The following is a 20,671-nucleotide window of genomic DNA, read 5'->3' on the forward strand; positions in this document are numbered from 1 at the left end:
CCACGGTTGTTGACCGCCCCACACTTCGCGCAGAGGACCAGTCACCATGAGCAACGACATCCTGCGGTTCGCCACGGCGGGCTCCGTCGACGACGGCAAGAGCACCCTGATCGGGCGCCTGCTGTACGACTCCAAGTCCATCTTCGAGGACCAGCTCGACGCCGTGGAGCGCACCAGCGCCGCGCGCGGCGAGGAACAGACCAACCTGGCGCTGCTCACGGACGGTCTTCGCGCCGAACGCGAGCAGGGCATCACCATCGACGTGGCGTACCGCTACTTCGCCACGCCCAAGCGCACCTTCATCATCGCGGACACCCCCGGGCACATCCAGTACACCCGGAACATGGTCACGGGCGCCTCCACGGCCGACCTCGCGATCATCCTGGTGGACGCCCGCAAGGGCCTCCAGGAGCAGAGCCGCCGCCACGCCTTCCTCACCACCCTGCTCCAGGTGCCGCACCTGGTGCTGGCGGTGAACAAGATGGACCTGGTCGACTACTCCCAGGACCGCTTCGAGGAGATCAAGTCCGAGTTCTCCGAGTTCGCGGCCAAGCTGGACGCGCGCGACCTCACGTTCGTGCCGATCTCCGCGCTGCACGGGGACAACGTGGTCAGCCAGTCCGAGAACACGCCCTGGTACACGGGCGGTTCCCTGCTGCACCACCTGGAGAACGTGCACATCGCCTCGGACCGCAACCTGATCGACGCGCGCTTCCCCGTGCAGTACGTGATCCGGCCGCACCGCTCGGACGACCCCGAACTGCACGACTACCGGGGCTACGCGGGCCAGCTCGCGGGCGGCGTCCTCAAGCCCGGTGACGAGGTCACCCACCTGCCCTCCGGGCTGTCCACGCGGATCGCGAAGATCCGCACGGCGGACGGGGAGGTGGCCGAGGCGTTCTCGCCCATGTCGGTCACCCTGCTGCTGGAGGACGAGATCGACATCTCCCGGGGCGACATGATCTGCCGCCCCAACAACACGCCCACGGTGTCCCAGGACATCGAGGCGATGGTGTGCTGGATGACGGACGCGCGCAAGCTCACGCCGCGCTCCAAGCTCATCGTCAAGCACACGACCAGGACCGCGAAGGTGGTGGTCAAGGACCTGCGGTACCGGCTGGACGTGAACTCGCTGCACCGCGACGAGGGTGCGGACCACCTGTCGCTCAACGAGATCGGGCGGGTGCGGCTGCGCTCCACCCAGCCCCTGTTCGTGGACGAGTACGCCAAGAACCGGCAGACCGGCGGGTTCATCCTCATCGACGAGGCCACCAACACCACGGTGGGCGCCGGAATGGTCGTCAAAGCTGACTAGACGTACCCGCTGAATAGCCAAACATTCCTCACGGGGTCGCCTTTCGGCGGCCCCGTTTCGCGTGTTCCGAGTGGTGCTCCTGGAGGGTCCGAGTCGGGACCTTCGGACGCCGGTTTCTTAAGCGGACATTTCCGAGTGTGAATCCTGGGAGGACCTTTTCTGGTCCTCGGTGCCGATCGGGTCAGGGTCAATGGTGTGCCTGGAGGAGCCCAAGTTACCCGGCGTTAGGGCCGTGTCCAGGTGTGAGAACCAACCAGAGTGTCACCTCGAACGGAGTGATCCTGACCTATCGGATAAGAGTGCGGAGGGTGATCTTTGAGAAAAATTCTCTCAGCCTCTGGCAATCCGGGGTCAAGTCTGCCTAAAGTGTGCGAATCGCGTACAGGGTCGCAATCGATCCAATACGGACGGTTATGGCCTGGCGCGTGCTCCCACTATGGAAACCCCCACAAGGAGAAACGCGTGAAGAAGCACCCCACTCGCAGGGTCGCGTTCAGCGCTGTCGCGGTCAGTGCACTCACCATTCCCCTGGCGCTGAGCGGCGCCACCGCCGGCGCCTCGGACCTCGCGCCGGTGTACACGAACTCGTCCGCCTCCAGCGGCGACTGGTTCGTGGTCCTTGAGGACACCATCACCACGAGCTCCGTCTCCCCGGCCTCCCTCGGTATCTCGGAGAGCCAGGTCAACCACACCTACGAGGAGACCATCAACGGCTACTCGGCCGAGCTGAGCGCCGCCGAGGTCGAGGAGCTGCGCGCCCAGGACGGCGTCGCCTACATCGAGCAGGTCGGCGAAGCCACCACCATGGTCCCGTGGGGCCTGGACCGCATCGACCAGGAGGACCTGCCCCTGGACGGCTCCTACACCACGGAGTCGGACGGCAGCGGCACCTCCGTCTACATCATCGACACCGGCATCGACGACTCCCACCCGGACTTCGGCGGTCGCGCCGAGGTCGGGTTCGACGCCACCGGCGGCGACGGCGGCGACCGTCAGGGCCACGGCACGCACGTCGCGGGCACCGTGGGCGCCGACGGCTACGGCGTGGCGCCGGGCGCCTCGCTCTACGGCGTGAAGGTCCTCGGCGACGACGGTTCGGGCACCTACGACGACGTCATCGCGGGCATCGAGTGGGTGGCCGAGAACGCCGACGCCAACGCGGTCGCCAACCTGTCCCTGGGCGGCCCGGCCTCGCAGGCCGTCGACGACGCCGTCAACGCCCTGGCCGACTCCGGCGTGTTCGTTGCGGTCGCCGCGGGCAACGAGGGCCAGGACGCGGGCAACGTCTCCCCGGGCGGCGCCGAGGGCGTGGTCAGCGTCGGTGCCTCCGACGAGTCCGACGCCACCGCCTCCTTCTCCAACCACGGTCCGTCCGTCGACATCTACGCCCCCGGCGTCGACGTCGAGTCCACCATCCCCGGTGGCGGCACGGACAGCTACTCCGGCACCTCCATGGCCAGCCCGCACGTGGCCGGCGCCGCCGCTCTGTACAAGAGCTCCCTCGGCGACGACGACCAGGGCGTCATCCTGGACTGGCTCGTCGAGAACGCCGGTGCGGACAAGCTCAGTGGCGTTCCCAGCAGCACCGTGAACCTGCTGCTGAACGTCGAGGGTCTGTAGGAACCCACCGGACTGTGGAGACCCCGCGCGTCCACACCCACCGGAACTGACTGGCGACACCGCGGCCCCGGGCCGGGAGCACACCTCCCGACCCGGGGCCGTTGCCGTGCGCGGGAATCAGTCCGTCACTATGTGTTCAAGGTTCATGACCAAAGGTAATAGCCTGGGGGTGTGGATGGATATCGTCTGGTGTTCGTCGGCGGGATGGGCCGTTCCGGGTCCACGCTGATCGAACGCCTCCTTGGTGAGCTGCCCGGGTTCTGCTCCGTCGGTGAGATCGTGCACCTGTGGCGCCGGGGGCTGGTGGAGAACGAGCGCTGCGGGTGCGGGCTGCCCTTCGCCGACTGCGGATTCTGGGGCGACGTGGGCAAGCGGGCGTTCGGTGGCTGGGAGCGCCTGGACGTGGATGCGGTGCTGCGGCTCAAGGACAGTGTCGACCGGACCCGGTTCCTGCCGGGGCTCCTCCAGGGGTCGGAGGGGGAGGGCGCCCTCGCGGCCCGGAGCGGGCGCTACACCGAGCTCTACCACCGGCTCTACTCCGCCGTCGCCGAGGTCAGCGGCGCCCGGGTGATCGTGGACGCCAGCAAGCACGCCTCCCTGGCCGCCTGCCTGCGCTGGCGGTACGGCTCCAGGATGCGCCTCCTGCATGTGGTGCGCGACCCCAGGGCGGTCGCGCACTCCTGGAGCAAGAGGGTGGCCCGCCCGGACGCGGCGCCGGACAGCTCCGAACCGGAGATGGCCCGGTACTCGGCGGGGCGGTCGGCGGTGCAGTGGATGACCCAGAACTCCACGCTGGACGAGCTGGCCCGGCAGGGGCTCCCGACGCTCAGGGTGCGCTACGAGGACTTCGTGGCCGACCCCGAGGCCGAGTTCGGGCGCGTCGCCGCGTTCGCGGGCCACGCGGGCGCCCCGCTCCGGCTGGGTGAGGGCGGGGTGGAGCTCTCCGAGGGGCACGCCGTCTCCGGCAACCCGATGCGCTTCCAGGCGGGCCCCGTGGGGGTTCGGGCCGACCATGGATGGCGGCGGGGGTTGGCCCCGTGGCGCCGGTGTCTGGTGGAGGCGGTCACCGCTCCCACACGCGGACGCTATGGGTACTGATGTCCGCTACCTGGTTCCCAGAGTGTTGCGTCGACAAAAGATAACGTATGGTCATTACGCGAACACTCTGTGTTGTCATCGGGATGGCTGGGGGGCGGTTGACCATGGTGGGCGGACCGGTTCGAGTTTTGGCGGCGGGGGCGGCACTGCTCGCGCTGGGGCTGGCGGGGCTGGGCGACGAACCCCCCGCCGCCGCGAAACCGGCGGAGAACCGGCCGCCGGAGAGCCGCCCGGTCCCCAACTCGGCGTCCTTCCTCGGACTGCCCTCCACCCGGGAGACCCACTGCACGGTCTCGGACATCCTCGAGCCCTCCTGCGGCGTCTGGTGGGGCGCCAGCCCCGACGGAGACGACGTGAAGGCGCTGGAGGCCGCGGCCGACCGGAAGATGGACATCGTCTACACGTGGCGCGGCATCGACCAGCCCGACGTTCCCGGTGACCGCGAGCTGCGCATGATCGCCGAGGGCCGGTTCGTGCACACCAACATCGAGGCCCGCGGCTTCACCCAGCCAGGGCGCCCCAACCTCGCCTACCGCGACATCATCGCCGGGCGCTACGACTCCTCGCTGCGCTCCCAGGCGCGGTCCATCGCCGAACTGGACGTGCCCTACTTCGTCACCTTCGACCACGAGGCCGACGGCAAGGCCCGCTACAACAACCGGGGCACACCGGAGGAGTTCGTGAGCTCCTGGCGGCACATCGTCGACCTCTACCGGTCGGAGGGCGCGGACAACGTCATCTGGGTCTGGAACGTGACCGGCTGGCCCGGCAACCTGGAGCGCCTCCCCGGCCTGTGGCCCGGCAACGACTACGTCGACTGGATCAGCTGGGAGGCGTACAACATGACCGGCTGCGAGAAGATGAACAACTGGGACCACGTCGACTCCTTCGAGGACGCCCTGGCGCCCACCTACGAGTGGATCCAGCAGGAGGGGCCCAAGCACGGCATCGACCCCGGGAAACCGGTCATGATCGGCGAGATGGGCACCACCGACATCGGCCCCAGCGCGACCACGAAGTGGTACACGGACGTCCCGGACGTCCTCAGGCGCTACGAGCGGGTGCGCGCCGTCAAGCTCTGGGACAGCCAGGTCGGAGACGACTGCGACTTCCGGATCCTGGCCAACGAGCACGCCCGGCGCGGGTTCGAGCAGGCGGGCAAGGACCCCTACGTGTACCTGCCCGACCGTGTCCGCCGCCTGGCGGAGTACGCGGTGACCCGCGACTGAGTCCGGTCGGGTCGGGGCCGCTCCGGTACCACCGGGGCGGCCCCGACGCGCTCAGCCACCCACGGGCCTGGACATCGACCAGGTGTGCGGGCCGCCGTCGGGCAGGTCGTACTCGGCGGTGACGGAGAAGCCCAGTGACTCGTACAGTCGGACGTTCTCCGGCGTCGAGGTCTCCAGGAAGGCGGGCACGCCCGCGGCGTCCGCCTCGCGCAGTCCGGCGCGGAGCACGGCCCGGCCCAGCCCCCGGCCCCGCGCCCGGGTCCGCACCCCCACCGTGCCCAGGAACCAGACCGGTTCCTTCGGCCGGTGGACCTCCATGGCCGCCTCCGCCGAGGCGTAGGAGTCGGCCCGGTCACCCGCGAGGTTGACCAGCGTGGGCAGCATCTCGGCCATGACCTCCTCGGCCCCGCCCGAGTCCGGGGTGGACCAGACGGCCACGGCGTCCAGGTCCTCGCTCACCCACACCCGGCCGTGCGGAAGCCCCACCTCGGCGAGGAAGAGCCGCTGGAACTCGCGGAGCCGCGCGAGGTGGTCGTCCGCGGAGATCGTGTGTCGGGTGAAGGGGTAGTCCCGGAAGGCCTCGGCGAGGGTGTCGGCGGCTCCGGCCACGTCCTCGACGTCGGCTTCCCTGATCACGTGCTCCCCGTTCGTGTGCTCTTCGAAGATGGCGTCCCCCAGCGTGTCGTCGTGTGCGTGCCCCGCCCCCGTGCGGGGCACGTGGGAGAGGTTATCGGCTGTGTCGGATCACGGCCTGGACACCAGGGGGCCTTGCCACCACCGTCAGCGGAGGGCCGCGCACACCAGCTCGTCGGCGCACGCGGCGCGCAAGAGCGCACCCGGTCGTCGCTGCTGGCCGGTTCGCAGGTGGGCATCACCGTGGCCACGCCCTGGGGGCCACCCCCGGGACTCCGGCACCTGCTGGTGCTGGTGGGACCGTCGGGCCGCTGGCGCCGCTTCCTCCGCCGGGCCTGCCCCTCCCGGGTCGTCCCCCCACACGGAGGCGGGGGAACGACCCGGGGGCCACGCCTCAGACCCCCTTGCCGCGCAGGTGGAGCAGCCGCAGGATCCACGCGGGCGGGACCCCGCACACCACCAGGAACGCCAGGAGGGCGCGGGCCTCGACCGGTCGGTGGCGCAGGGTCCGGCCGATCCACACCAGCGCCTGTCCGCGCCGTTTGGCCGCGGCCTCGGCGAACGCGATCTGCCCCGCGATCCGCGCGTACCCGCGCGGCACCAGGGCGAACTCCGGATAGCGCTCCAGCAGCCAGCGCAACGCCGTGGAGATGGTCTGCCAGCGCTCCGAGAAGAACGACTTGCGGTGCCACAGCACCCGCACGCCGGGCTCGGGGATGTTGCGGATCGGTGCCCGCCGGGCCAGCCGCAGCAGGAGTTCGTAGTCCTCCGCGTAGCTGCCGGGGATCTCCTCGCTCACCGTGCCGCAGCCGTCGATCATGGCCCGGCGCCGGATCAGGAACGTGGACGGGTGCAGTTCGGTCAGGCGCGAGCGCAGCAGGTCGGCGAAGGTGACGCTGGTCCGGTCCAGGGTCCGTTCGGACTCGACCCGGTCGTAGACCACCCGGATGCCGCAGCACACCATGTCGGTGTCCGGCTCGTCGCGCATGATCCGCACCTGCGCGCGCAGTTTGTCGGACATCCAGGTGTCGTCGTCGTCGCAGAAGGCCACGAGATCGGTGTCGGCGCCCAGCACACCGGTGTTGCGCGCCCCGGCCAGCCCCGGAGTGAGCGTGTTGGTCACCACGCGGACCGGGCGGTCCCCCTCGCTGTGGGTGAGCGAGGGGTCCGGCTGGTCGTTGTCGAACACCACGATCGTGGTGATTCGGCCCGGGTAGTCCTGCTCGACGATCGATCGCAGGGTGCGGCGCAGCAGTTCGGGCCGGTCCCGGGTGGGCACGACCACGGTCACCGCGGGCCAGGTGTCGCCGGGCACCTCGGTCGTCACCCCGGTACCGGTACCCCGCCGCGTGTCCGTCCCCTCGTCGGCGGGCCGGTCCTCGTCGGTGAGCAGGTCGATGAGCTCGCCCGCGCGCCGGGCGGCGCGGTCGGGGCCGTCGTCGGCCGCGGGGTCGACCCGGAAGTCCTCGGGGGACTCCAGCGCCTTGTCGATGAACGCGTGCAGCTGTTGGGCGGTGGAGCAGGCGCGCACCCGGCCCGCGTCCTCGACCCGGCGGACGAACAGCAACTGGTGCTCGTCCACGTGCTCGTCCAGTTCGGGGTCCCGGGCCACCACCACGGGCAGGTGCCCGGCGGTCCGCGCCTGGGTGATGGTGCCGGGGCCGCCGTGCGTGACGACGACGGAGGCCGAGCGCATCGCCTCGGACAACTCCTCTCCGGACAGGAACGGCGTGCCTGAGGCCCTCTCCGGGGCCCGGCTGTGTCCGTGCTGGACCAGGACGGACAGGTCGGGGTTGCGGCGGGCGTAGTCGTCGATCCACCGCACCAGGCGGTCGAAGGAGTGGTGGTCGGTGCCGAGGCTGACGACCACGTCCGGGTGGTCGCTGCCCTCGGGGCTCTGGGTGGGTCGGGTGGTCTGTTCGGTCACAGGAGCGGTCCTACGGTGATGGCGGTCGGCATGAACGAGCGCTGTTCCTCCCACTGGGCGAGGTACAGCCGGGTGAACGGCTTGCAGAGCCGGGCGGTGAGTGTGGGGGTGTCGATGCGGTCGTACACCTCGATATAGACGGTGGGGACCCGCATCAGCCAGGCCAGGACGAAGAACGGAAGAGCGACCCCGGCGCCGGTGCTGACCACGGCGGCGGGGCGCCGCGCGCGCATCACTCGGAGCGCCAGGAGGGTGTTGCGCAGCAGGTTGCCGACGTCACGTGTGGTGGGGTGGTGCGCCCAGTACACGGACTCGTCGGTGAGCGAGGTCTCGGCGTCGGGAGTGCGGAAGGTGACCCAGACTCGTTCCCGCCCACGCCACCAGGGACGCAGGGACCGCAACTGGGTGAGGTGGCCGCCGCTTGAGGCCACCAGGAGAACCGGTCGTTCTGACATTCGGTAATCAGTCCATTGCTCTGGGTGTTGGCGTGTGGGCGTCGTGGGCACGGTGGACGGGCGTACCGGGTTCACCTCCGCGGTTCGAGGGACTCGCGCAGCCACCAGATCGTGCCGAGGTGGCCGATCGCCCCCACAAGCAGGGCCGCGACCAGGACCGGAACCCCGCCGCCGGTCAGCGCGTCCATCGTCATCGGCAGGGCGCCGAACCACACCAGCGCGCTGCACGTGGCGGCCGCCACCGGTCGGCTGAACGGGTGTAACACCACCAGGGAGCGCAGCTGCCACAGCGGCAGGAGCTTGCGGACCATGGCGGAGGCCACCAGTGCGACCGCCGCTCCCGCGGCCCCGTATGCGGGGACCAGGAGCACGCACACGGCCACGTTGGCCAGCAGTGACATCACGTTGTTGAGCAGGTTCAGACCGGTGCGTCCGGTCATCGTCAGGACGAGGTCGCCCATCCCCAGCACCTGAGCGGTCATCTGGCCCGCGCACACGATGACCAGCGCCACCACCCCGGCCGCGTACTCGTCCCCGAACAGCCGCATGACCTCGGGCGCGAACACCAGGGCGGACAGGTACAACGGCCAGTTCAGGCACACCAGCCAGGCCGTCCCCGCCTGGTACAGCGCGCGTACCGCGTTGTGGTCGCGCGAGGCCAGGAGCTCGGCGAAGCGCGGCTGGGCCGCGTTCAACACGGCCTGGGTACCGAACTGGCCGACGACCATGATCCGCGTGGCGGCCGTGAAGACCGCCGCGCCGCTGAGGCCGTTCAGCAGCGCCACCATCACCACCCCGCCGCGCTGCACCCCCATCTGGGCGACCCCGCCCAGGGCGCGGGGCAGAGCGAACGCCCAGAACACCGCCGGGGTGACCCGCTCGTCCCGCTCGTCCCGCTCGCTCCGGTCCGTCCGGTCGTCACGCTCGTCACGCGCCTCCCGGCCGTCCCGGTCCTGCGCTTCGGGTGACGGGAGCTCGTCCGGCGCGGCCCGGCGCACGATCCGCCCCAGCCAGAACCAGGCCAGCACCGCCGCCGGGAGGTACGGGCCGGCCCACGCCAGGGCGAGCAGCCCGGCCGAACCGGAGAGCGCGATCATCCCCACCAGACCCAGCTGGGCCAGCGGGCGGCCCACCTTGTCCACCAGGACCGTCGCGGACATGTCGTGGTGGGCTCGGGTGGCCGCCAGTGCGGAGTCCGTGAGCACGGCGAACGGCAGGAAGAGCGCCAGCATCCACAGGTACGCCGTGGCCTCCTCCGACCCCAGCGCCTCGGCCAGCGGCCCGGCGAAGACCACCAGCGCGGCCCCGACCACGCAGGAGGCCAACACCGCCGGTCCCAGCGCCAGCCGCAGCAGCACGGGCACGGCCTCGGGGCGGCCGAACACCCGCATCCGCGCGATGAAGTACACCAGCCCGTCCGGGGCGCCCGCGTTGGCCACCGCCGCCATGATCAGGAACACGGAGGTCGCCGAGAACAGCAGCCCGGCCGTCTCCTGCGAGAACGCCCGCGTGATCGCCACGATCAGCGCCAGGTTGAGCGCGGCGCTCACCACCGCGCCGGCCATGTTCACCGCGCCGCCGCGCAGTACCCGGCGCAGGCCGTTCCCGGGACGCGTCCCGGTGGGGGTCACGCGCACCACGAGGGGGTGCGCCCCCACCAGGCGGTCAACCGGGCGTCACTGTCCGCGAAGCGCGAGGTGAGGTCGGCGCGCAGGGACTCGGGCATCACCGCGCGCTTGCGCGCGTTGTGCCTGCCCAGGGAGATCCCCGGCCCCGGCGGCAGGCCCAGGAACTCCAGGATCCCGCCGAGGGCGAAGGGGCTGCCGTCGAACAGATCGGCGTAGTCCACCACGTGCATGCGTTCGCGCCCCACGGCACGCTCCATGCGCTCCAGCTGGTCCGCGTAGCGGCCCCGGGCCACGTATCCGTGGTGCTGGTGCGAGTGCGAGTGGTGGCCGGGGTCCTCCACGAGCCGTTCCTCGGCTCCGTCCAGCCGCTTCTCCTCCAGTTCGAGGGCGCGCGCGAACGACTCGGTCTCGAACCCCCGCGCGGTCTCGTGGGCGTGCGCCGAGTAGGCCCGCTCGACGGGGTCGCGCAGGATCACCACGATCCGCGCGTCCGGCAGCTCCTTGGCGATCCGCTCGGCGGACAGCGGGTGGAACAGGTAGTAGGGGCTGGACTCGAACACCCGGACCCGGGGCCGCCCCCACCACGGCCGCAGGGACGCGCGCAGCGGGAAGTGCGAGCGGTACCAGTCCGGCCCATGGTGGTGGCCGGTGTCGAAGTAGTGCACGCCCTTGCGCAGGACCGGTCCGGTCGCGGCCGGGTGCTGGGACAGGGCCTTGAAGAGCGAGGTGGTGCCCGAGCGCTGGGCCCCGCAGATGAGGAAGTCGGGTACGGCTCGGGCGGCGCTGGTGACGCCGCCCAGTCCGTCCGCGAGTGGGAGCAGGGCCCGCCGTGCCGGTACGGCCAGGCGGTTCAGGGGCGAGGTGGCCCGGGTCATCGCGAGCTCCTTGGGTGTGGGTGGCCCCCGTCCCGGGGACGGGGGGCCGGGGCTGATGTCGGTCAGCCGCGGGGCGGCGCGGCCTGCTTCTTCGTGGCTTGGATCGGGGCGGACCGGTGCGGCCGTCAGACGGGGTGGGCGGCCTCGTGGGCCGCTCTCTCCTGGAGCCCGTCCAGCGCGGGCAGCAGCCAGTCGTCGACGGCGGCCATGCCGCTGCCGGACTCCGCCTGACGGTCGTGCAGGTAACGCGTGGCGAGGTCGATCAGGTACAGCGCCATCACGGTGGACACCGCGTGCTCGCGTAGGCCGCACGTCGCCATCAGCGGGTCGCGGAGCAGGCGGGTACCGCTGTCCAGCCACCGGTGGACCCCCGGGTGCACCCCGGCCTGCACGCACTCGTTGAGGTCGAAGTGCAGGGCGTCGAAACCGGCAGGCGCGTCCATGGTGAGTCGCTCCCAGTCCCACACGAAGGCCCGACGCGCGGTGCTGGCGATGTTCCACCGGGTCAGGTCGCCGTGCCAGGCCCCGAAGGGCAGGGACACGTCGGGGAGCCGGTGCAGAGCGGCGCGCAGGGGAGCGGCCTCGGGCCGGGTCCCGAGCCGGGCGATGCGATCGTCCAGGGTCCTCAGGTACGGGCTCTCCGAGAGTTGGCGCTCGCGCACCTTGTCCATCCCCACGATCTGCGTGACGCAGCGCAGCAGTTGGTAACGGGTGGGCCGGTCCGTCTGATGGCCGACCGGCAGCGCCTCCTGCACCATCAGCGGGTGTCCGTTCCACTCGCCGTCGTAGAGCAGACGGGGCACGGTGACGTCCCGGAGTCGCGCCTGTCCGAGGTGGCGCAGGGCCTCGGTCTCGGCGCGCACCAGTCGTGTGGTGAGGTCGTTGACGGCCACCTTGGCGTAGCCGATGGTGCGCCCGCCCGGAGTGAGCAGGAGCAGGACCGGTTTGCGGTTGGCGCGCGGCGGGCCCACGTGGATCGCGATGGCCAGTTCGCGGTCCAGGGCCGTGGTGAGCGCGTGCTCGATCCCCGGGCCCGCGCCCACGAACAGGCGGTCGCGCAGGAGCAGCGGCGCCACCCCCGTGGCGAAGGCGCCGGTCAGCAGCAGGGTCCGCAGCCGCTCGCCGAGAGAGTGTCCCTGCGCGAAGGAGGTGATCCCCCTCGTGGCCGCCGAGCGGTTGTGCGCGGGCAGGATCACCCGGGGATTGTGCGCGTTGGGCACCGGGAGGTACTGGTTGCCCCGGTTGCGGTACGCCATGCGGCGCACCGCTCCGTCCCCGGTGCCGAGCAGGCCACCGCAGGGCCACAGCACCGCCGCGAGGTCGGTCAGATAGGTGGTCTCGCTGTTCACCAGGCACCCCCGCCGGTGCGCGCCGCCCCGCCGCGTCGGACCACCGGTTCCTCGCCGCGCCAGAGCAGGGCGACGGCGATCATGGTGACGGCGAGCGGGGACATGAGCGCGACGTAGAAGAACATGTACCAGAACAGAAGCAGGACGGTCAGGAGCGCTCCCTGGCCGACCGGAGTTGACGCTGCCCGGTGGCGCCAGGCCACCCAGGCGAAGAAGCCGAAGAGCAGTGCGGTGCCCACCCAGCCGCTGGAGATCAGGGTGATCCACAGCTGACCGGCGTTGCCGATCACGTGCTGGCCGCAGCCCGGACACTCGGCCGTGGGGCCGATCGCGATGGAGTCGGAGCTGCCCAGGGACTCCCGTGTGGTGCCCCACCCGTTGACCGGGGACAGGTTGGCGGCCTCGACGGAGGCGGCGTTGGTCGCCGCCCGGCCGCCGTCGCTGTGCGGGTTGTCCGCGCGGGCCCGCACGACGTCCGCGAGCGGGGACAGGGCCAAGGCGATCAGCACCGCGACCACGGCCACCGCCCCGGCGCCGACCAGCACCACGCGGCCCCGGCGCACCGCCTGCACCGCGCCGAACGCCAACGAGAGCGCCAGCCCGGCCCACAGGGCCCGGTTCAGGGAGTGCACGACGGGGGCCACGGACACGGCGAGCACGGCCAGGGCACCCAGCCGGGCCCACCCCGAACCCTGGACGAACCAGCCCACCACGACCCACACCAGCAGCAGGGACAGCATGTAGCCCCACACGTTGGTGTACTCCCAGGGAGCCTTGGGCCGGGCCGACTCGATCCCGCCGAACACGTCCATGATCTGCGCGGACGCCGGATGGATCAGGGTCTGCATGTAGGGGTCCTGGGCCAGGGAGCCCGGCACCAGGTACTCCAGGGGAGCGGTGAACTCGAACCGGGGCGCGAGCATCCCGAGGTAACCGCCGACGACGGTCACCACGCACAGCACCGCCAGGGCCCACACCACCACGCGGACCGGTAGTTCGCGCTCGGTCAGGTTGCCCACGTAGAGCAGCAGCACCGTGAGCACCAGGTAGTTGATCACCCGCAGCAGGGCTCCGGGGTAGCCCCCGCTCTCCGGCACCGTCCCCGGCATCTCCAACGGGACCAGCGCCAGGCCCAGGACCGTCCACAGCAGGAACAGCCCCCACAGCCAGAAACCGGACGGGACCCGCAGACCCACCGTCCGGTGGCGGCGCACCAGCTCGGCCAGCATGGGTACGGCGAACAGCCAGTAGGCGAACTGGCCCATCCCCAGCGCCCACCACAACGGATACCCGGCCAGCAACCACACCAGCGGGGACCCGGAGACCGGGGCGCCCCCGCGTCGCGGTGCGACCTCCCAGGCCGTACCGGGCACGTGTCGGCCGCCGACGGCGGCGCCCCGGCCCGTCAAGGCCGCGACCCCGCGGGTGCGGGCTTGTGCTTGGTCGACTTCTTCTTCGCGGGCGTGGACTTGCCCTTGGCGGGCTTGGTGCCGTTGGACCCCGCCGGAACCTCGGAGGAGCCGTCAGTCTCGGTGCCCTCGGTGGTATCGGCAGCCTCGCTGGAGTCGGCGGTCCCGGCGGCTTCAGCGGACCCGGCAACCCGGGCAGCCTCAGCGACCTCGGTGGCCTCGGCGACCCCGGTGGTATCGGCAGACTCGCTGGTGTCGGCGGTCTCGGAGGCCTCTGCGACCTCGGCAGCCTCGGTGGACCCCGCGGCCCCCGCAGCCTCAGCGCCCTCGGCAGCCTCGGTGGTCTCCGCGACACCGGCGGTCCCGGCCCCCTCGGAGGACTCCGAGACACCAGTGGACTTGCTTGCCTCGGTGGCCCCGGCGACCTCGGTGGCCTCGGCGACCCCGGTGGTTTCGGCGACCCCGGTGGTTTCGGCGGCCTCGCTGGAGTCGGCGGTCTTTGCGGCCTCGGCGGACCCCGCAGCCTCAGCGCCCTCGGCAGCCTCGGTGGTCTCCGCTACTCCGGCGGTCTCAGTGTCGGTGGGAGCCTCGTCGGACTTCCGGGACGTGGACGCGGCGGCCGGGTTCGGCTGGCGCGGCACGGTCACGGCGCCAGGAACGGTCACCCCGAACCTCGTCCCGGCGGCGACCAGGCCGGTGAGGTCGGCGCGCCGGGTGCGACCCAGCTCGACCACGGGCAGCAGGAGGTCGGCGGAGGCGGCCAGGGCGTGGGCGTCGGCGCTCTCGACCACGGACGCGGTGACGACCACCACGAACGCGGCGCGCGGGCGCAGCAGCTCCACCAGTTCGGCGGCGCCGCCCTGGACCGGGGCGACCGCTCCCGGGCGGCCGTGCCGGAGCACCCGCAGGCGCGGCACGGCGGTGGGGCGAGCCTCCAGGTCGGCGGGGTCCTCCCCGTCCACCAGGACCTCGGCCAGGCCGGGGCCCTCCGGCAGGTCGAGGAGTTCCTCGGCGGTGCCTGCTCGCGGGTCGGCGCAGACCAGCAGGGTCTCGGAGCCGGTCCGGGCCAGGGCGGAGGCCAGGTTCACGGCGGCGGCGGTGCCCGCGCGCCCCGGGGTGGTCCCGGCGACCACGAGTACGTGCCCGGGTGCGGGCCGGTCGTCGGTGTCGTCAACGGTTGCGGCGGTGGCCACGGGGTCGGTCAGACGGGCGCGGACCAGGTGCGCGAACTCGTTGGCGCGCTGGCCGACGGGATCCGCGTCCGTGAGTAGCCCGGGGGAGGGCGCGGAGCGGTCGGCCCTGGCGGCGGACAGGTCCAGCAGGACGGGGACGGCGCCGACACGGGCGGTGTCCTCCGTGTCATGGACGCGCGGGTCGAGGCGGTCCCGGACCACCGCGGCCAGCAGTCCGGCGATCAGACCGAGGGCGGCACCGGCGACCAGCCACAGCAGCGGCACGGGGGAGGAGGGGGCCTCCGGCAGTTCGGCCGGGGAGATCACCTGGCCGGGTGAGACCGTCTCCAGCAGGGCGCTCAGCGGGCTGATGCCGTTGCCGAGGTCGCTGATCTCCTGGCGCAGCGCGTCCGCCTGGGCTTCCGCGCTGACCTGCGCGGATTCGGAACCCTCCGAGGCCAGCTCGGAGAGCCGCCCGTACAGGCCCTCCTGTTCCTCGCGCAGGGCGTCCAGCCGCCCGTTGATCAGCGCGCGGGCCTGCTCGCTGCGGTGGTCCAGATAGGCGGCGGCGAGGGCGTCGGCCCCGTCCCGGGCCGCTTCGGGGGATCGGGCCGAGTAGTGGAGTTCGAGGATGTTGCTGTTGGAGGGGACGGTGACGTCGATCCGCTCCCGCAGGTCAGCGGGGGAGGGCGTGCCCGGCAGCTCCTCGGCCATGCCCCGGGTGACCTGGTCGGAGACCGCCACCTGGGCCTCACTGTCGAGGTTGACGTCGCCGGTCAGGCGGCCGGACCTCTCCCCCGTGAACTCGGCCATCCCCGTCGGGTGGACCTGCACGGCCGCCACGGAGGTGTAGGTCGCCGGAACCGCGAACAGTCCGGCGGTGGCCAGGACCAGCCCGCCGAGCACTCCGGCTCCCACCAGGCGCCAGCGGCGCCTCAGCAGCGCGGTGTACTCCTTCAGTTCCGGTCCGGACGGGCCTGGGACGTCGCTGTCCATCGGGTCCTCTCCACGCAGACATGGCGCCACTTTTAGTGAACGATTGCATACTAAGTGTAATCCCTTTGGCTGTGTCTGGTGGTTTGGGAAACCGCTCTTTTCCCAGGGCAGGATGTCCCCAAACCGGTGGTGACGTGGGCTGATCCATCCCCTAAGCGGACGAACACGTCCGAAACGACAGAGGGGGCGGTGGGGAGTGACCCCACCGCCCCCTCACGGAGCGCAACCGATGCGGCCCTAGCCGCCGACGATCACCGGAGGCAGGCCGGTCCCCGACTCCCACGCCTCGTCGCAGGCCTTCTGCGTGGACACCGTGTGGGATCTCGCGGAGCAGTCGCGGTACTCCGAGGCCTGCTCCTGGTACACGAACAGGACCGAGACCATGGCGGCGGAGACGACGATCCCGACCACGCCCAGACCCACGCTCATCAGCGCGCCCGGAGCCTGGGTCCCGTTCGACCGCGCCGCGCGACGGGCGCGGAACCCCTGCACCACACCGAACACGGACAGCACCGCGCCGTAGGGCGGGAACAACAGACCCGCCAGACCAAGGAACAGCCCCCACAGGCCTCCTCGCTCGACCCTGGGCGGCTGGCCGTCGGCACGGGGCTCCGGGCTGTTGTCGGTCACAGGTTCACTCCTTCGGGGACGCCCCCGCACCGTGGGGCGCCGTGGTCCGCTCGGGCCCGAGCGGATCGCGTGGTGTTGGTGGCACGGGACCGCACGCCCCCTCCGAGGCCTCCACCGGAGGCGGAGACGGCCCGGTCCGCGTGAGGTAGACGCTACCCGGCCCGATAGGGTGTGAACGCGGACGGGCCGATCAGGCCCAGGCCTGGCGTCAGTACCAGGCGTACGCGCATCCCGGATGCTGTGCCGTCCCCCGGCGCCCCCGGGAGTGGGGACCCGGTCCCCGCACCGTTCTTCTACACATGAGGGAGACGCACGCTTTGTCCGCGCGAGTGGTGGTTCTCATATCGGGGACGGGCAGCAACATGGCCGCCCTGATGGAAGCCGCGAAGGACCCCGAGTACGGGGCCGAGGTCGTCGCAGTGGGAACGGACCGTGAGGGAACACGGGGCGTGGAGGTCGCCGAGGCGGCCGGGATTCCCGCGTTCGTCGTCCCCTTCCGCTCCTTCTCAGACCGGTCCGCCTGGGACGCGGCCATGTCCGACCGGATCGCCGAGCACGAACCCGACCTCGTGGTCTCCGCCGGGTTCATGCGCATCCTCGGACCCGCCGTGATCGGCCGCCACCAGGCCGTCAACATCCACCCGGCGCTGCTGCCCTCCTTCCCCGGCGCGCACGCCGTGCGTGACGCGCTCGCCCACGGTGTCCGCGTCACCGGCACCACCATCCACTTCCTCGACGAGGGCGTCGACTCCGGTCCGATCATCGACCAGGTCGCGGTGCCCGTCGAGGACGGCGACGACGAGTCCAGCCTCCACGAGCGGATCAAGGTCGTGGAACGGCGCATGCTGGTCGACACGGTCGGCCGCCTCGCCCGTGAGGGCTGGAGCATCGACGGCAGGCACGTGCGGTTCGGCCGCACCGACACGAAGGAGTCCCGGTGACCCAGCAGGCCATCAGGCGTGCGTTGATCAGCGTCTACGACAAGACCGGCCTGGAGGAGCTGGGCGTCGGCCTGGCCGCGGCCGGGGTGGAGATCGTCTCCACCGGCTCCACCGCGGCCCGCCTCACCCAGGCAGGCGTCCCCGTCACCCCCGTCGAGGACGTCACGGGCTTCCCGGAGATCATGGAGGGCCGGGTCAAGACTCTGCACCCCTCCGTGCACGGCGGTCTCCTCGCCGACCAGAACAACCCCGACCACGTCGCGAAGATCAGTGAACTGGGCATCGCCCCCTTCGACCTGGTCGTGGTCAACCTCTACCCCTTCTCCGACACCGTCGCCTCCGGCGCCTCCGAGGCCGACTGCATCGAGAAGATCGACATCGGCGGTCCCGCCATGGTGCGGGCCTCGGCCAAGAACCACGGCAGCGTGGCGATCGTGGTCGACCCCGCCAGCTACGGCACGACCCTCGAAGCGGTCCGCGAGGGCGGGTTCACCCTGGACCAGCGCAAGCACCTGGCCGGGCTGGCGTTCCAGCACACCGCCTCCTACGACGCCGCCGTCGCCGACTGGTTCGCGGGCACCTACGCCCCCGACGCCGAGGCCGAGAGCACCGGCTGGCCCGCCTTCCGCGCCTCGGCGCACACCCGCCAGGCGGCCCTGCGCTACGGCGAGAACCCGCACCAGAGGGCGGCGCTGTACACCGACGGCACGGCCAGCGGACTGGCCGGGGCCGAGCAGCTGCACGGCAAGGCCATGTCGTACAACAACTACGTCGACGCCGACGCCGCCCTGCGCGCCGCCTACGACTTCGACGAACCGTGCGTGGCCGTCATCAAGCACGCCAACCCGTGCGGGATCGCCGTGGGCGCCGACAACGCCGAGGCGCACCGCAAGGCGCACGCCAGCGACCCGGTCTCCGCGTTCGGCGGCGTGATCGCCACCAACCGCGAGGTCGGCGCCGAGCTGGCCACGCAGATCTTCGAGGTCTTCACCGAGGTGGTCGTCGCCCCCGGTTTCACCGCCGAGGCGGTCGAGACGCTGTCCCGCAAGAAGAACATCCGCCTGCTGGTGGTCTCCGACCCCGCCCGGGGGCCGCGTGTGGAGACCCGCCAGATCAGTGGCGGCCTGCTGGTCCAGGACACCGACGTCATCGACGCCGAGGGCGACGACCCGGCCACGTGGACGCTGGCCACCGGGGCGCCCGCGGACGAGGCGCTCCTCGCCGACCTCGCCTTCGCCTGGAAGGCCGTCCGCGCGGTCAAGTCCAACGCGATCCTGCTCGCCTCCGACGGCGCCACGGTGGGCGTCGGGATGGGCCAGGTGAACCGGGTCGACTCCGCCGGTCTCGCGGTCTCCCGCGCCGGGGAGCGTGTCCGGGGCTCCGTGGCCGCCAGCGACGCCTTCTTCCCGTTCGCGGACGGCCTGGAGATCCTCACCAAGGCGGGCGTTCGCGCCGTGGTCCAGCCCGGAGGGTCAGTCCGCGACGCCGAGGTGGTCGCCGCCGCCGAGGCGGCCGGGGTCACCATGTACCTCACCGGCACCCGCCACTTCTTCCACTAACCAGTCAGCGAGGAGCTACGCATGAGCGCGATCGTTCTGGACGGCAAGGCCACCGCCAAGGCCATCAGGGAGGAACTGGCGGAGCGGGTGGCGAAGCTGCACGCGAAGGGCGTCGTCCCCGGTCTGGGCACCGTCCTGGTCGGTGACGACCCGGGCAGCCACTCCTACGTGCGCGGCAAGCACCGTGACTGCGCCCAGGTGGGTATCGCGAGCATCCGCCGCGACCTGCCCGCCGACGCCACCCAGGAGCAGGTGGAGCAGGCCGTCCACGAGCTCAACGAGGACCCGGCCTGCACCGGCTACATCGTGCAGCTGCCCCTGCCGCGGGGGCTGGACGAGAACCGGGTGCTGGGGCTGATCGACCCGGCCAAGGACGCGGACGGCCTCCAGCCGGTCAACCTGGGCAAGCTGGTCCTCATGGAGAAGGCGCCGCTGCCGTGCACCCCGCGCGGCATCGTGGAGCTGCTCAACCGCTACGAGGTGCCGATCAAGGGCGCCGAGGTCGTCGTGGTGGGACGGGGGGTGACCGTGGGTCGTCCTCTGGGGCTGCTGCTCACCCGACGGTCGGAGAACGCCACCGTCACCCTGTGCCACACCGGCACCCGTGACCTGGCCGAGCACACTCGGCGGGCGGACATCGTCGTCGCCGGCGCCGGTGTGCCGGGGATCATCACCAAGGACATGGTCAAGCCCGGCGCGGCCGTGCTGGACGTGGGTGTCTCGCGTACCGAGGACGGCCTGGTCGGCGACGTCGCCCTGGACGTCCCCGAGGTCGCCGGGCACGTGTCGCCCAACCCCGGCGGAGTGGGCCCGATGACCCGCGCCATGCTCCTGGTCAACGTGGTCGAGGCCGCAGAACGCCAGGCCGCCGGACTCTAGTTCCGGGTTGGTTTTCTGAGGGGGCGGTCCCGGACGGGGCCGCCCCCTCAGGCGGTTCCGCTGGTGCTGCGGGCCTACCTGGTGTGCGGCTGCACCATCCCGGACAAGGCCGCTCAAGCGCGCAATCGCCAGAAGCGAGGCTCCCGTGGGGGCGGAAGAGGGCGGACCGGCGTGGGGGAGCGCTCGCTCGGCCTCTCGCTGGAACCAGCTGACCCTGCTGGCGTTGACGCGCTTACACGGGTAGCCCTCCAGCGTCCCTCCGTAGGTCGCCTGGAGTGCTGGTGACCAGCGGTAGCGACACTTGGGCCCTGTAATGTTGCGCGTTCACCACCACGCCGCGATCGATCAGGGAGTCCGCCTTGTCCATTCAACCTGTAGTACGTCGCGGCACGGAGGGAACGACTGAGCGATGGTCAGATGAGCGCGGGACGCTTGAGTTCACGACCCTGATCGGTGACGGGACCCCAACCAACGAACTGACTGCGGGGACGTGTCGCATCCGTCCTCGGGGCTCGTTGCACAAGCACAGTCATGCGGCCTCGGAGATCTACTACATCCTCAGTGGTTCCGGGGTCGTACACCTCGCTGGCACTGAGCACGACATCGAAGCTGGCGACATGGTCTTCATCCCTTCGCACTCCGTTCACGGGATCACCAACCCCGGCACCGTGGATTTGGAGTTTGTTTTCACCTATGCGGCCGATTCCCTCGAAGATGAACGCACGAGATACGCCTGAGAGAGCCTGTCCTGGCGATCATGTGCTGAGCCAGACCATGACGGCTGCGGCGGTTGCAGAGCCGGCATCCTGACCTGACCCACCGAGAAGACCGGGCCCGGCGCCCGCCGCGCCCCGCCCATTCCCGCGTGCGCGGGGAGCAGGCAAGGAGCGCAGGAACTCGCCCCGGCCCGGAGTCGGGGGATCTTCAGCTCCACGTCCCCGGTCGGTGGTGATCAG

Annotated in this window: 17 protein-coding genes; 8 read left to right on the top strand and 9 right to left on the bottom strand. The window is 71.4% G+C overall.

Annotated elements, in window-relative coordinates; all coding sequences use genetic code 11:
* Nucleotides 1–46 precede the first annotated feature (46 nt).
* The 4 genes from cysN to BDW27_RS25140 all read left to right on the top strand — a co-directional run bounded on the left by cysN (nucleotide 47) and on the right by BDW27_RS25140 (nucleotide 5,262).
* Nucleotides 47–1,315: a sulfate adenylyltransferase subunit CysN gene (gene cysN, locus BDW27_RS25125; protein ID WP_017542245.1), complete on the top strand. Its 1,269-nt coding sequence runs from the start codon at nucleotides 47–49 to the stop codon at nucleotides 1,313–1,315.
* A gap of 462 nt (nucleotides 1,316–1,777) precedes the next feature.
* Nucleotides 1,778–2,935 carry a S8 family peptidase gene (locus BDW27_RS25130; RefSeq protein WP_110052075.1) on the top strand — a complete coding sequence of 386 codons (1,158 nt, stop codon included), beginning with the start codon at nucleotides 1,778–1,780 and terminating at the stop codon, nucleotides 2,933–2,935.
* A 204-nt stretch (nucleotides 2,936–3,139) separates the two neighbouring features.
* Entirely contained in the window at nucleotides 3,140–4,033 is an 894-nt protein-coding gene (locus BDW27_RS25135) for a sulfotransferase (RefSeq protein WP_040692672.1), read from the top strand.
* Nucleotides 4,034–4,137: 104 nt separating this feature from the next.
* Entirely contained in the window at nucleotides 4,138–5,262 is a 1,125-nt protein-coding gene (locus tag BDW27_RS25140) for a glycoside hydrolase family 26 protein (RefSeq protein ID WP_110052117.1), read from the top strand.
* Between the two features lie 51 nt (nucleotides 5,263–5,313).
* Here BDW27_RS25140 and BDW27_RS25145 read toward each other — a convergent pair whose 3' ends face one another.
* The 9 genes from BDW27_RS25145 to BDW27_RS25185 form a co-directional block, all read right to left on the bottom strand.
* Complete coding sequence (locus tag BDW27_RS25145; protein ID WP_026128848.1) at nucleotides 5,314–5,898, bottom strand: GNAT family N-acetyltransferase; 585 nt, start codon at nucleotides 5,896–5,898, stop codon at nucleotides 5,314–5,316.
* A 391-nt stretch (nucleotides 5,899–6,289) separates the two neighbouring features.
* Nucleotides 6,290–7,822, bottom strand: a complete 1,533-nt coding sequence (locus BDW27_RS25150; RefSeq protein ID WP_110052077.1) for a glycosyltransferase — start codon at nucleotides 7,820–7,822, stop codon at nucleotides 6,290–6,292.
* Nucleotides 7,819–8,277 carry a polysaccharide biosynthesis protein gene (locus BDW27_RS25155; protein ID WP_017542239.1) on the bottom strand — a complete coding sequence of 153 codons (459 nt, stop codon included), beginning with the start codon at nucleotides 8,275–8,277 and terminating at the stop codon, nucleotides 7,819–7,821. Before BDW27_RS25155 ends, BDW27_RS25150 begins: the two co-directional genes overlap by 4 nt.
* A 71-nt stretch (nucleotides 8,278–8,348) precedes the next feature.
* Nucleotides 8,349–9,935 carry a lipopolysaccharide biosynthesis protein gene (locus BDW27_RS25160; RefSeq protein ID WP_110052078.1) on the bottom strand — a complete coding sequence of 529 codons (1,587 nt, stop codon included), beginning with the start codon at nucleotides 9,933–9,935 and terminating at the stop codon, nucleotides 8,349–8,351.
* A complete protein-coding gene (locus tag BDW27_RS25165; protein ID WP_110052080.1) occupies nucleotides 9,905–10,780 on the bottom strand; it encodes a sulfotransferase in 876 nt (291 codons plus the stop codon). Before BDW27_RS25165 ends, BDW27_RS25160 begins: the two co-directional genes overlap by 31 nt.
* 125 nt (nucleotides 10,781–10,905) lie before the next feature.
* Nucleotides 10,906–12,129, bottom strand: coding sequence for a phosphotransferase (locus BDW27_RS25170; protein WP_110052082.1), 1,224 nt, complete (start codon nucleotides 12,127–12,129; stop codon nucleotides 10,906–10,908).
* Nucleotides 12,126–13,538, bottom strand: coding sequence for a ligase (locus BDW27_RS25175; RefSeq protein WP_233515923.1), 1,413 nt, complete (start codon nucleotides 13,536–13,538; stop codon nucleotides 12,126–12,128). Before BDW27_RS25175 ends, BDW27_RS25170 begins: the two co-directional genes overlap by 4 nt.
* Entirely contained in the window at nucleotides 13,535–15,706 is a 2,172-nt protein-coding gene (locus BDW27_RS25180; protein ID WP_233515924.1) for a YveK family protein, read from the bottom strand. The genes BDW27_RS25175 and BDW27_RS25180 overlap by 4 nt, the downstream gene beginning before the upstream one ends.
* Nucleotides 15,707–15,943: 237 nt before the next feature.
* Entirely contained in the window at nucleotides 15,944–16,336 is a 393-nt protein-coding gene (locus BDW27_RS25185) for a hypothetical protein (protein WP_049571931.1), read from the bottom strand.
* Between the two features lie 329 nt (nucleotides 16,337–16,665).
* Here BDW27_RS25185 and purN point away from each other — a divergent pair, with 329 nt between their 5' ends.
* The 4 genes from purN to BDW27_RS25205 all read left to right on the top strand — a co-directional run bounded on the left by purN (nucleotide 16,666) and on the right by BDW27_RS25205 (nucleotide 20,452).
* Nucleotides 16,666–17,277: a phosphoribosylglycinamide formyltransferase gene (gene purN, locus BDW27_RS25190; RefSeq protein ID WP_110052086.1), complete on the top strand. Its 612-nt coding sequence runs from the start codon at nucleotides 16,666–16,668 to the stop codon at nucleotides 17,275–17,277.
* Nucleotides 17,274–18,836, top strand: a complete 1,563-nt coding sequence (purH, locus tag BDW27_RS25195) for a bifunctional phosphoribosylaminoimidazolecarboxamide formyltransferase/IMP cyclohydrolase (RefSeq protein WP_110052088.1) — start codon at nucleotides 17,274–17,276, stop codon at nucleotides 18,834–18,836. Before purN ends, purH begins: the two co-directional genes overlap by 4 nt.
* A 21-nt stretch (nucleotides 18,837–18,857) precedes the next feature.
* On the top strand, nucleotides 18,858–19,715 hold the full coding sequence (locus BDW27_RS25200) for a bifunctional methylenetetrahydrofolate dehydrogenase/methenyltetrahydrofolate cyclohydrolase (protein ID WP_110052090.1): 858 nt from the start codon (nucleotides 18,858–18,860) through the stop codon (nucleotides 19,713–19,715).
* Between the two features lie 359 nt (nucleotides 19,716–20,074).
* A complete protein-coding gene (locus tag BDW27_RS25205; RefSeq protein WP_158543606.1) occupies nucleotides 20,075–20,452 on the top strand; it encodes a cupin domain-containing protein in 378 nt (125 codons plus the stop codon).
* The last annotated feature ends 219 nt before the right edge of the window (nucleotides 20,453–20,671 follow it).

This window comes from Nocardiopsis sp. L17-MgMaSL7, assembly GCF_003182025.1.
GTDB lineage: Bacteria > Actinomycetota > Actinomycetes > Streptosporangiales > Streptosporangiaceae > Nocardiopsis > Nocardiopsis prasina.

Bases quoted from the DNA above. Each gene is read 5' to 3' on its own strand.
- cysN (WP_017542245.1), top strand. From the start codon at position 47: ATGAGCAACGACATCCTGCGGTTCGCCACGGCGGGCTCCGTCGACGAC.
- BDW27_RS25135 (WP_040692672.1), top strand. From the start codon at position 3,140: ATGGGCCGTTCCGGGTCCACGCTGATCGAACGCCTCCTTGGTGAGCTG.
- BDW27_RS25140 (WP_110052117.1), top strand. From the start codon at position 4,138: ATGGTGGGCGGACCGGTTCGAGTTTTGGCGGCGGGGGCGGCACTGCTC.
- BDW27_RS25155 (WP_017542239.1), bottom strand. From the start codon at position 8,277: ATGTCAGAACGACCGGTTCTCCTGGTGGCCTCAAGCGGCGGCCACCTC.
- BDW27_RS25165 (WP_110052080.1), bottom strand. From the start codon at position 10,780: ATGACCCGGGCCACCTCGCCCCTGAACCGCCTGGCCGTACCGGCACGG.
- BDW27_RS25180 (WP_233515924.1), bottom strand. From the start codon at position 15,706: ATGGACAGCGACGTCCCAGGCCCGTCCGGACCGGAACTGAAGGAGTAC.
- BDW27_RS25200 (WP_110052090.1), top strand. From the start codon at position 18,858: ATGAGCGCGATCGTTCTGGACGGCAAGGCCACCGCCAAGGCCATCAGG.